General features: G+C 40.1%; 8 protein-coding genes and 1 pseudogene. 7 read left to right on the top strand and 2 right to left on the bottom strand.

The genetic code is table 11. The annotated features are described in order from the left end of the window. Position 1 precedes the first annotated feature (1 nt). Together mraY and TZ90_RS07140 are read left to right on the top strand one after the other, a co-directional pair. Positions 2 to 982 (top strand): phospho-N-acetylmuramoyl-pentapeptide-transferase, encoded by a 981-nt coding sequence (gene mraY / locus TZ90_RS07145; protein WP_000470826.1) that lies wholly within the window; start codon positions 2 to 4, stop codon positions 980 to 982. Between the two features lie 334 nt (positions 983 to 1,316). Next, a complete protein-coding gene (locus TZ90_RS07140; protein ID WP_045612265.1) occupies positions 1,317 to 3,422 on the top strand; it encodes an ATP-dependent Clp protease ATP-binding subunit in 2,106 nt (701 codons plus the stop codon). Between the two features lie 60 nt (positions 3,423 to 3,482). On the opposite strand, the gene TZ90_RS07135 is transcribed toward TZ90_RS07140, so the two are convergent. Both TZ90_RS07135 and TZ90_RS07130 read right to left on the bottom strand, forming a co-directional pair. Further along, positions 3,483 to 3,965 carry an S-ribosylhomocysteine lyase gene (locus TZ90_RS07135; protein ID WP_045612264.1) on the bottom strand — a complete coding sequence of 161 codons (483 nt, stop codon included), beginning with the start codon at positions 3,963 to 3,965 and terminating at the stop codon, positions 3,483 to 3,485. A 94-nt stretch (positions 3,966 to 4,059) separates the two neighbouring features. Beyond that, a complete protein-coding gene (locus tag TZ90_RS07130) occupies positions 4,060 to 5,544 on the bottom strand; it encodes a DUF1846 domain-containing protein (RefSeq protein WP_000743580.1) in 1,485 nt (494 codons plus the stop codon). A gap of 152 nt (positions 5,545 to 5,696) precedes the next feature. Here TZ90_RS07130 and TZ90_RS07125 point away from each other — a divergent pair, with 152 nt between their 5' ends. The 5 genes and pseudogenes from TZ90_RS07125 (at position 5,697) to glf (ending at position 12,403) form a co-directional block, all read left to right on the top strand. Further along, on the top strand, positions 5,697 to 7,304 hold the full coding sequence (locus TZ90_RS07125) for a glycoside hydrolase family 13 protein (RefSeq protein WP_045612263.1): 1,608 nt from the start codon (positions 5,697 to 5,699) through the stop codon (positions 7,302 to 7,304). A 194-nt stretch (positions 7,305 to 7,498) separates the two neighbouring features. Then, positions 7,499 to 9,457 (top strand): peptide ABC transporter substrate-binding protein, encoded by a 1,959-nt coding sequence (locus TZ90_RS07120; RefSeq protein WP_045612262.1) that lies wholly within the window; start codon positions 7,499 to 7,501, stop codon positions 9,455 to 9,457. Between the two features lie 189 nt (positions 9,458 to 9,646). After that, positions 9,647 to 11,092 (top strand): LCP family glycopolymer transferase CpsA, encoded by a 1,446-nt coding sequence (gene cpsA, locus TZ90_RS07115; protein WP_045612261.1) that lies wholly within the window; start codon positions 9,647 to 9,649, stop codon positions 11,090 to 11,092. 6 nt (positions 11,093 to 11,098) lie between these two features. Next, a pseudogene (locus tag TZ90_RS10030) lies at positions 11,099 to 11,206 on the top strand (tyrosine protein phosphatase); the annotation flags it as partial. 93 nt (positions 11,207 to 11,299) lie between these two features. Next, on the top strand, positions 11,300 to 12,403 hold the full coding sequence (gene glf / locus TZ90_RS07110; RefSeq protein WP_045612259.1) for a UDP-galactopyranose mutase: 1,104 nt from the start codon (positions 11,300 to 11,302) through the stop codon (positions 12,401 to 12,403). Positions 12,404 to 12,444 lie beyond the last annotated feature (41 nt).

Raw genomic sequence — 12,444 nt, 5'->3', positions numbered from 1 at the left:
TATGTTTATTTCTATTAGTGCTGGAATTGTGACATTTTTACTAACTTTAGTAGGAATTCCGGCCTTTATCCAATTTTATAGAAAGGCGCAAATTACAGGCCAGCAGATGCATGAGGATGTCAAACAGCACCAGGCAAAAGCTGGGACTCCTACAATGGGAGGTTTGGTTTTCTTAATTGCTTCTGTTTTAGTTGCCTTCTTTATTGCCTTATTTAGTAACCAACTCAGCAATAATGTCGGTATGATTTTATTTATCTTGGTTCTTTATGGTTTAATCGGATTTTTAGACGACTTTCTCAAGGTCTTTCGTAAGATCAATGAGGGACTTAATCCTAAGCAGAAATTGGCTCTTCAGCTTCTAGGTGGAGTTATCTTCTATCTTTTCTATGAGCGTGGGGGCGATATGCTTTCTGTCTTTGGTTACCAAGTACATCTAGGGATTTTCTATATTGTCTTCGCTCTTTTCTGGCTAGTCGGTTTTTCAAACGCAGTAAACTTGACAGACGGTATTGACGGTTTAGCTAGTATTTCCGTTGTAATTAGTTTGTCTGCCTATGGAGTTATTGCCTATGTTCAAGGTCAGATGGATATCCTTCTAGTGATTCTTGCCATGATTGGTGGTTTGCTTGGTTTCTTTGTCTTTAACCATAAGCCTGCTAAGGTCTTTATGGGAGATGTGGGAAGTTTGGCACTCGGTGGAATGCTGGCAGCTATCTCTATGGCCCTTCACCAAGAATGGACTCTCTTGATTATCGGAATTGTTTATGTCTTTGAAACAACTTCGGTCATGATGCAAGTCGGCTATTTCAAAATGACTGGTGGCAAACGTATTTTCCGTATGACGCCTGTGCATCACCATTTTGAACTTGGAGGATTGTCTGGTAAAGGAAATCCTTGGAGCGAGTGGAAGGTTGACTTCTTATTTTGGGGAGTGGGGCTTCTAGCAAGTCTCTTAACGTTAGCAATTTTATATTTGATGTAAGAATGGCACCCTGATGTTTCAGGGTGTTTTTGCTTTTTAAAAAATATTGGTCAATTAAAGTCAAAATACTTGACCTTTTCTGACTAATGTAGTATATTATGAACGTAAGGTAAATGAAAGCCTTACTAGAACACTTATTTAAAGTAAAATAGAAAGAGGTGGGGTCTATGTTTAATCTACAAATCTTCAGAAGTAAAGATAGTCTACTCCTGCTTGAAAAAGAAAAACCAGAAATAGTACGTAGATTAGCGATTTAGCTAGTCTAAATTTTTTAAAGCAAAGGTCAAAGATAGTCAATATCAGTAATAATAAATAACAAAAAGAGGTAAAGAATATGAACAACAACTTTAATAATTTTAACAACATGGATGATTTATTTAACCAATTGATGGGTGGTATGAGAGGATATAGTTCTGAAAATCGCCGTTACTTGATTAATGGACGTGAAGTCACACCTGAGGAGTTTGCTCACTATCGTGCGACTGGTCAATTACCAGGAAATGCAGAAGTTGATGGAAAAATGCCACAACAGGTATCAGGTATGAAACAAGACGGTGTCCTTGCAAAACTAGGTCGAAACTTGACTGCAGAAGCTCGTGAGGGCAAGCTGGATCCTGTTATCGGACGAAACAAGGAAATTCAAGAAACATCTGAAATCCTCTCACGTCGTACCAAAAACAATCCTGTTTTGGTTGGAGACGCAGGTGTTGGTAAGACAGCAGTTGTCGAAGGTTTAGCACAAGCTATTGTGAATGGTGATGTTCCAGCTGCTATTAAGAATAAGGAAATTATTTCCATTGATATCTCAGGCCTTGAGGCTGGGACTCAATACCGTGGTAGTTTTGAAGAAAACGTTCAAAACTTAGTCAATGAGGTCAAAGAAGCAGGGAATATTATCCTCTTCTTTGATGAAATTCACCAAATCCTTGGTGCTGGTAGCACTGGTGGAGACAGTGGTTCTAAGGGGCTCGCGGATATTCTCAAGCCAGCCCTCTCCCGTGGTGAATTGACCGTTATTGGAGCGACAACTCAAGACGAATATCGTAACACTATTTTGAAGAATGCAGCTCTTGCTCGTCGTTTCAACGAAGTCAAGGTCAATGCTCCTTCGGCAGAGGATACCTTTAAAATCCTTCAAGGAATTCGTGACCTCTATCAACAACACCACAATGTTATCTTGCCTGATGAAGTCTTGAAAGCAGCAGTGGATTATTCGATCCAATACATTCCTCAACGTAGTTTGCCAGATAAGGCTATCGACCTTGTCGATGTAACGGCAGCTCACTTGGCAGCCCAACATCCAGTAACAGATGTTCATGCTGTTGAACGGGAAATCGAGGCAGAAAAAGACAAGCAAGAAAAAGCTGTTGAGGCAGAAGATTTTGAAGCAGCTCTTAATGCTAAAACACGCATTGCAGAATTGGAGAAAAAAGTCGAAAACCACACAGAAGACATGAAAGTGACTGCAAGCATCAACGATGTGGCTGAGTCTGTAGAACGTATGACTGGTATCCCAGTGTCTCAAATGGGGGCATCTGATATCGAACGCCTAAAAGATATGGCTCATCGTTTGGAACACAAGGTTATCGGCCAAGATAAGGCAGTAGAAGCAGTAGCTCGTGCTATCCGTCGTAACCGTGCTGGTTTTGATGAAGGCAATCGCCCAATCGGTAGCTTCCTCTTTGTAGGTCCAACTGGGGTTGGTAAGACCGAGCTCGCTAAGCAATTGGCACTGGATATGTTTGGAACCAAGGATGCGATCATCCGCTTGGATATGTCTGAATACAGTGACCGCACAGCTGTATCTAAGTTAATCGGTACAACAGCCGGTTATGTGGGGTATGATGACAATAGCAATACCTTGACAGAACGTGTTCGTCGCAATCCTTACTCTATCATTCTCTTGGACGAAATCGAAAAGGCTGATCCTCAAGTAATCACCCTTCTCCTCCAAGTATTGGATGATGGTCGTTTGACTGATGGTCAAGGAAATACCGTGAACTTTAAGAACACTGTCATTATCGCGACATCAAATGCTGGATTTGGCTATGAAGCCAACTTGACCGAAGATGCAGATAAACCAGAATTGATGGATCGTTTGAAACCATTCTTCCGCCCAGAGTTCCTTAACCGCTTTAACGCAGTTATCGAGTTCTCACACTTGAATAAGGAAGACCTTTCTAAGATTGTGGACTTGATGTTGGCTGAAGTTAACCAAACCTTGGCTAAGAAAGACATTGATTTGGAAGTCAGCCAAGCGGCTAAGGACTTTATCACAGAAGAAGGCTATGACGAAGTCATGGGTGTTCGTCCACTCCGTCGCGTGGTGGAACAACAAATTCGTGATAAGGTGACGGACTTCCACTTGGATCATCTAGATGCTAAACATCTGGAAGCAGATATGGAAGATGGTGTCTTGGTCATTCGTGAAAAAGCCTAACTCAAGATTTTGAGAATAAAAAAAGAAGGAACTAGCTAAAAAGCTGGTTCCTTTTTGTGTTTAGATGACATGACGCTCAAAGGCATCATCTGAAATTCCTTGTTCTAGAATGAGTTTAGCCCATTCTTTAGCAGAAAAGAGGCTGTGATCCTTGTAGTTTCCGCAAGATTCGATGGTTGTTCCAGGAACATCTTCCCAAGTAGTGGTTTCAGCGATTTCCTTCAGCGAATCCTTGATAACTGCTGCAATCTCAGCGCTAGTATGGCGTCCCCACATAATCATGTGGAAGCCTGTACGGCAGCCAAATGGTGAACAGTCAATCATGCCGTCAATACGGGTACGGATGAGCTTGGCCAAGAGGTGCTCGATAGTGTGAAGGCCAGCGGTAGGGATAGAGTCTTCATTTGGTTGGACCAAGCGAATATCAAAGTTGGAGATGACATCTCCCTTTGGCCCTGATTCTTCTCCAATCAAGCGAACATAGGGTGCCTTAACAATGGTGTGGTCAAGTTCAAAACTTTCAACAATAACTTCTTTTGACATGGTAAATCCTTTCAATTTTCTTCTTTCATTATAACATAAAGCCGGCTCCTGAGGCAGAGAGAAAACCTCTCCGAGAGTGGAGAGGTTGAAATCTTTACTTGCGATACAAGCGGTCGTATTGGTAGTAAGGGTCAAAGGTTACGTTGATACCCAGTTTACGAAGGACATTCTTGTCTTCATCGGTTAAGATGATGGTTGAGTGGGCTTCGCTTCCTTTGAGGTTGCCAAGTTCTTCCATAGCACGAGCAGCATCAGGATTTTCTGTAGCTGTGATAGCAAGTGCAATCAAAATTTCATTTGAATGTAGGCGTGGATTACGGCTACCGAGATGATCGATTTTAAGACCTTGGATTGGCTTAACAACTTCAGGCTCGATTAGTTTTACTTCCTTGGCAATGTTAGCTGATTTCTTGATGGCGTTGATAAGAGCAGCGGCTGTAGGACCAAAGAGTTCTGAGTTCTTACCAGTGACAATTTCCCCATTTGGCAATTCAAGGGCTAGAGCTGGTCCGCCAGTTTCTTCTGCTTTTTGGCGTGCAGCAACAGCAACCTTACGGTCTGCAGGTGTGATACCGAGGTCGTTCATAAGCAACTCGATTTTCTTGACAGCAGCTTCGCCAACTTTTTCGGCTTTAAAATCAAGAACAGTTTGATAGTAACGGCGGATGATTTCTTGTTTAGAAGCTTCGATAGCAGCCTCATCATCTGTAATAGCGAAACCAACCATGTTGACACCCATGTCTGTTGGTGAAGCGTATGGAGATTCACCAAGGATACGTTCCAACATACGTTTGAGCACTGGGAAGATTTCGATATCACGGTTGTAGTTGACAGTGGTTTCTCCATAGGTTTGAAGATGGAAAGGATCAATCATGTTGACATCATCAAGGTCAGCTGTAGCAGCTTCATAAGCCAAGTTGACTGGATGATGAAGGGGAAGATTCCAAACTGGGAAGGTTTCAAATTTAGCGTAGCCAGACTTGATGCCATTGATTTGGTCGTGGTACATATTGGACATACACGTTGCCAATTTTCCAGAACCAGGTCCAGGAGCGGTTACGACAATCAAGTTACGACTGGTTTTGATGTAGTCATTTTTCCCCATTCCTTCGGGTGAAATGATGTGATCCATATCCGTCGGATATCCTTTGATTGGATAATGAAGATAAGAATCAATTCCGTTTTTATCAAGTTGGTTGCGGAAGGCATCTGCAGCTGGTTGACCAGCGTACTGTGTGATGACAACGGAGCCAACAAAAATTCCCAATTCATTGAATTTGTCAATCAAACGAAGAACTTCTTGGTCATAAGAAATGCCCAAGTCACCACGTGCCTTGGAATGTTCGATGTTGCTAGCATTAATAGCAATCACAACCTCAACCTGCTCTTTCAATTCTTGCAAGAGCTTGATTTTGTTGTCAGGCTCATAACCAGGAAGGACACGAGCAGCGTGGAAATCTTCTAACATTTTACCGCCAAACTCTAAGTAGAGCTTGCCGTCAAATTGATTAATGCGCTCCAAGATATGGTCGCGTTGAAGATTCAAATATTGTTCAGAACTAAAAGCTTGTTTTTTCATTTTTTTACCTCTGACCTCTATTATAATAAAAAATTGGCAGTTAGGAAACTATGGAGTTAAAAAAGGAATCAAAAAGATTAGGCAAACGCTTGCATAAAATTTTAAAAAGCGCTATCATAGACTACAGATTATTAAAATAATGAGGTAAGAAGATGCAAGAAAAATGGTGGCACAATGCCGTAGTCTATCAAGTTTATCCTAAGAGCTTTATGGATAGCAACGGAGATGGAATTGGCGATTTGCCAGGAATTACCAGTAAGTTAGACTATCTAGCCAAGTTAGGAATTACAGCGATTTGGCTTTCTCCTGTTTATGACAGCCCGATGGATGATAATGGCTACGATATTGCTGATTATCAAGCGATTGCGGCTATTTTTGGGACCATGGAGGATATGGACCAACTGATCGCGGAAGCTAAGAAGCGTGATATCCGTATTATCATGGACTTGGTGGTCAATCATACCTCGGATGAACATGCCTGGTTTGTAGAGGCCTGTGAAAATCCTGACAGCCCTGAGCGAGACTACTATATCTGGCGGAATGAGCCTAACGACCTAGATTCTATCTTTAGCGGATCTGCTTGGGAATACGATGAAAAGTCAGGTCAATACTATCTTCACTTTTTCAGTAAGAAACAGCCGGATCTCAACTGGGAAAATGAAAAACTTCGCCAGAAAATTTATGAGATGATGAACTTCTGGATTGATAAAGGCATTGGTGGTTTCCGCATGGATGTCATTGACATGATTGGGAAAATTCCTGACGAGAAGGTAGTCAATAATGGTCCTATGCTTCACCCCTATCTCAAGGAAATGAATCAGGCGACCTTTGGAGATAAGGATCTCTTGACAGTAGGGGAGACTTGGGGAGCAACGCCCGAGATTGCCAAGTTCTACTCAGATCCAAAGGGGCAAGAATTGTCTATGGTCTTCCATTTTGAACATATCGGTCTTCAGTATCAGGAAGGTCAGCCTAAATGGCACTATCAAAAAGAACTGAATATTGCTAAGTTAAAAGAGATTTTCAACAAATGGCAGACAGAGTTAGGAGTTGAGGATGGCTGGAATTCGCTCTTCTGGAACAATCATGACCTTCCTCGTATCGTATCAATCTGGGGAAATGACCATGAATACCGCGAAAAATCTGCCAAAGCCTTTGCTATCTTGCTTCATCTCATGAGAGGGACTCCTTATATCTACCAAGGTGAGGAAATTGGGATGACAAATTATCCGTTTGAAACGCTGGATCAAGTAGAAGATATTGAATCCCTCAACTATGCGCGTGAAGCTCTTGAAAAAGGTGTTCCGATGGAAGAAATCATGGACAGTATCCGTGTCATTGGTCGTGACAATGCCCGTACCCCTATGCAATGGGACGAGAGCAAAAATGCTGGTTTCTCAACAGGTCAACCTTGGTTGGCAGTGAATCCAAACTATCAAGCAATCAACGTTCAAGAAGCGCTGGCAAATCCAGATTCTATTTTCTATACCTATCAGAAACTGGTCCAAATACGTAAGGAGAATAGCTGGCTGATTCGAGCTAACTTTGAACTCTTGGAAACAACTGACAAGGTCTTTGCCTATATCCGTAAAGATGGGGACCATCGTTTCCTAGTTGTGGCTAACTTGTCCAATGAAGAACAAGACTTGACCGTAGAAGGAAAAGTCAAATCGGTCTTGATTGAAAACACCACGGCTCAGGAAGCCTTTGAAAAACAAATCTTAGCTCCATGGGATGCTTTCTGTGTGGAGTTACTATAAACATTTTTTACAGAAAAATCTAAAATCGAAATCGTATAAAAACAAGGGAGGACTGTATGAAAGGCAGAAATCCTTTGTTTTTTATAACAAAAGTTTATAAACTTTCATTCTAGAAATTCAATTAACTTTACAAATTTCCACTATTTTGGTAAAATAAACCTATGTTATAAAAACTAACATAAAGGAGAAAGAAGATGACTACAAAAAAGCGTATCCTTAGTGCAGGCCTGACTGTTGCAGCTGCCTTGCTTTTAAGTGCTTGCGGACAATCTGGTTCAGATACAAAAACTTACTCATCAACCTTTAGTGGAAATCCAACTACATTTAACTATTTATTAGACTACTACGCTGATAATACAGCTATTATTACTAACCTAGTTGATGGTTTGCTTGAAAATGACAACCACGGAAACCTAGTTCCATCTTTGGCAGAAGACTGGTCTGTGTCAAGCGACGGTCTGACTTATACCTATAAATTGAGAAAAGATGCCAAATGGTTCACGGCTGACGGTGAAGAGTACGCTCCAGTCAAGGCACAAGATTTTGTGACAGGTATTAAGTACGCAGTGGACAATAAATCACAGGCCATTGACTTGATTCAAAATTCAATCAAGGGCTTGAATGATTATATTACAGGAGCGGATTCTAACTTTTCTAAGGTTGGGGTGAAGGCGATTGACGACCAGACTGTTGAGTATACTTTGGCACGCCCAGAACCTTACTGGAACTCAAAAACGACCAACAGTATTCTTTTCCCAGTAAATGAAGAGTTTTTAAACTCAAAAGGGAAAGATTTTGGGACTCTATCTCCAGATAGCATTCTTTACAGTGGACCTTATTTGTTAAAAGATTTCACATCAAAATCATCGATCGAGTATGTGAAAAATCCGCATTACTACGATTATGACAAAGTATCGATTGAACACGTGAAATTGGCTTACTTTGATGGCTCAGACCAAGAATTGACCATCCGTAACTTTGAAAGTGGAGCCTATTCAATCGCTGGGGTTTATCCAAATAGTTCTAACTTCGCCAAGACCAAAGAAAAATATAAGGATAATATCGTTTATAGCTTGCAGGACAAGACTTCTTGGTACTTCAATTTCAACGTCAACCGTAAGGCTTACAACCATACATCTAAAACGACAGATGAGCAGAAGAAATCAACTGAGACAGCTGTTTTGAACAAGAACTTCCGTCAAGCGGTGAACTTTGCCTTGGATCGCACAGCCTACTCTGCTCAGTCAAATGGGGAAGAAGCAGCTAGCAAGACCCTTCGTAACACCCTAGTACCTCCTACATTTGTCCAAGTGGGAGACAAGACCTTTGGAGAAGTAGTCGCTTCTAAATTGGTCAACTACGGAACAGAATGGTCAGGTATTAACTTGGCAGATGCTCAGGATGCCTACTTTAACAAAGAAAAAGCCCAAGCAAAATTTGCAGAAGCTAAAAAAGAATTGGCCAGTCAAGGTGTGACTTTCCCTATTCACTTGGATGTGGCTGTTGATCAAACAAGTAAAAATGCTGTGACAGGCATGAACTCTGTTAAGCAGACTCTAGAGTCAGTTTTAGGTGCTGATAACATTGTCATTGATGTTCAGCAACTTTCAACGGATGATTTTAATAACGTAGCCTTTTTGGCGCCGACTCCAGCTGATCGAGACTACGATTTGAACTTTGATGGTTGGGTAGGTGATTACCAAGATCCGTCAACTTATCTCAATCCTTTCAATGCCGAGGATGGCTTCTATCTAAAGATTTTTGGTTTAGATGCTCAGGAAGATAAAGCTAAAATTGCTAGCCTGGGTCTTGATACCTACACCAAGATGCTCAAAGATGCAGATAGTGAAAATAAAGATGTCGCCAAACGCTATGAAAAATACGCTGAAGCACAGGCTTGGATGATTGACAATTCTCTGATTATGTCAGCCATGTCAAGTGGTGGAACAGCATCTGTAACCAAAGTAACGCCATTTACAAGAGGGTACTCAATGGTCGGTATCAAGGGTGATGGCAATAACTACAAGTATATGAAACTGCAAAAAGATACTGTGACAATCAAACAGTTTGAAGAAGCTAAGACTAAATGGGAGCAAGAAAGTAAAAAAGCAATCGAAAAAGCTCAAAAAGAAGCAGAAAATCATGTCAAATAGATGAGCGAGGTTCCGTAAGGGACCTTGTTTTGATGTTTATATAGTAAATTTATTGATGTAATTGGTTGCAAGTCAAAAAGAATGTTTCGGAAAGAAGATGAAAATGCCTTACCTAAGCGGATTTACCCCGCAAGTGTATTTTTTTATGATATAATAAAATGAAATAAAAATTGATAATAGAGGTATATCGTGAGTAGATCTTCGAAGCGAGCTCGTAAGGGTAAAACAAAAATATTGATTAGTTGGGGGTTGCTAGCTATCTATGCATTACTAGCAGTCTTTTTATTGTTTTTGATTTTCAAGTATAATATGCTAGCCTTCCGATATCTCAATATAGTGGTTGCTGTCTTAATTGTAGCCTTAGCCATCTTTTGCTTCTTTTTAATTCGGTCTAAGAAAGCTAAAAATCTAACGCTGATTTTATTATTACTTGGTATTTTGATTAATGGAACTTCTCTCTTTGCTGTAAGTCAGTTTATTGGCTTTACCAGTCGCTTAAATGCGACATCGAACTACTCACATTATTCGATGAGTATTGCGGTATTAGCAGATAGTTCAATTGATAATATCAGTCAGGTAACCAGTGTGATGGGACCGACTGGGACGGATAAGGATAATATCCAACAGTTGATGAATGATCTGAAAGCGACTCAAAATAAGGAATTGACAGTCGAAGAAAGTAGTTCCTATCTTGCGGCCTATAAGAGTTTGCTAGCTGGTGATACAAAGGCAATCATTCTAAACAGTGTCTTTGAAAACATTATCGAATCAGAATATCCTGACTATGCTTCAAAAATTAAGAAAATCTATACCAAAGAATTAACCAAGACGGTTGAAACTCCAAAAGATGTCAAGGGTGACAGTTTCAATGTTTATATCAGTGGAATTGATACTTACGGTCCAATCAGTTCGGTTTCTCGTTCGGATGTCAATATCATTATGACAGTGAATCGCGAAACGAAAAAGATTCTTTTGACAACGACCCCTCGTGATTCCTATGTTCCAATTGCAGATGGTGGTAACAACCAAAAAGATAAGTTGACCCATGCGGGGATTTATGGAGTAGATGCTTCCATTCATACCCTGGAAAATCTCTACGGTATTGACTTGAACTATTACGCTCGTTTGAATTTCACTTCTTTCTTGAAATTAATAGATCTTCTCGGTGGAGTTGATGTTCATAATGATCAAGAATTTACTGCTCATACAAATGGGAAGTTCTATCCTGTAGGGAATGTTCATCTTGACTCGGAGCAAGCTCTTAGCTTTGTACGTGAGCGTTATTCATTGGCAGATGGAGACCGAGATCGTGGTCGTAACCAGCAAAAAGTCATTGTTGCAATTCTGCAAAAGTTAACTTCGACAGAAGCTTTGAAAAATTATGACAGTATTATAAAGGGGCTACAAGATTCCGTGCAAACCAATATGCCACTTGAAACCATGATGAACCTGGCCAATGCCCAACTTGAGAGTGGTGGAACTTATAAGATTAATTCGCAAGATCTTAAAGGAACAGGGCGTATGGATTTGCCATCCTATGCCATGCCTGATAGCAACCTTTACATGATGGAGATAAGTGATAGCAGTTTAGAGTCAGTCAAGGCTGCAATCAATGATGTGATGGAAGGAAAATAAGACAAAATGATTGATATTCATTCGCATATCGTATTTGGTGTGGATGATGGTTTAAAATCTAAGCAAGAAAGCAAGGTCCTTTTGACAGAAGTCTATGGACAAGAAGTATGGACTTGAGATGTAAAACATGCAATTGTAACATCGATTAAAGTTATCCATCTTGTACAATTGCTATAACAGTTTGTTAAAAAATAAAAGGAGGAGGTTATGTACGATTATCTTGTCGTTGGTGCTGGTCTTTTTGGTGCAGTATTTGCCCATGAAGCAGCCCTAAAAGGAAAAAAAGTAAAAGTCATTGAAAAACGGAATCATATCGCGGGTAATATCTATACCCGTGAAGAGGAAGGAATTCAAGTTCACCAGTATGGTGCTCATATCTTCCATACTTCTGATAAGGAGATTTGGGATTATGTAAATCAGTTTGCAGAGTTTAACCGTTACACAAACTCTCCAGTTGCAAACTATAAGGGTGAGATTTATAACCTCCCTTTTAATATGAATACCTTCAATAAACTTTGGGGAGTTGTAACGCCAGCAGAAGCACAGGCTAAGATTGATGAGCAACGTGCTGTTTTAAATGGCAAAACTCCTGAAAATTTGGAAGAACAGGCTATTTCTCTTGTAGGTACAGACATCTACGAAAAATTAATCAAAGATTATACAGAGAAACAGTGGGGCAAGCCAACTACGGAACTTCCAGCCTTTATCATTCGCCGTTTGCCAGTACGCCTGACCTATGATAACAACTATTTTAATGATACCTATCAAGGGATTCCAATTGGTGGTTACACTCAAATAGTTGAAAAAATGTTGGATCATGAAAACATTGATGTAGAAACAAATGTTGATTTCTTTGCCAATAAAGAACAATATATGAAGGACTTCCCTAAGATCGTCTTTACTGGTATGATTGATGAATTCTTTGACTATAAGTTGGGTGAACTAGAGTATCGTAGTCTTCGTTTTGAAAATGAGACCTTGGATATGGAAAATTACCAAGGAAATGCAGTTGTGAACTATACAGATGCAGAAACTCCATATACACGTATTATTGAACACAAACATTTTGAGTTTGGGAATCAAGAAAAGACTATCGTTACTAAGGAACATTCTAAAACATGGGAAAAAGGTGATGAGCCTTATTATCCAGTTAATAATGATCGTAATAATCATTTGTATAAATCATATAAAAAATTGGCTGATGAGCAAGGGAATGTTATCTTTGGTGGTCGTTTAGGACACTATCGTTATTACGATATGCACCAAGTAATTGGAGCAGCTTTACAGTGTGTAAGAAATGAGTTAGATTAAACACCTAGAACTATTACCAGTTGCTATTTAGAAATGTGATT

It is taken from the genome of Streptococcus mitis (assembly GCF_000960005.1).
GTDB lineage: Bacteria > Bacillota > Bacilli > Lactobacillales > Streptococcaceae > Streptococcus > Streptococcus mitis_CK.
The sequence above is the reverse complement of the archived record's forward strand: the minus strand, read 5'-3'. Positions and strand labels throughout refer to the sequence as shown.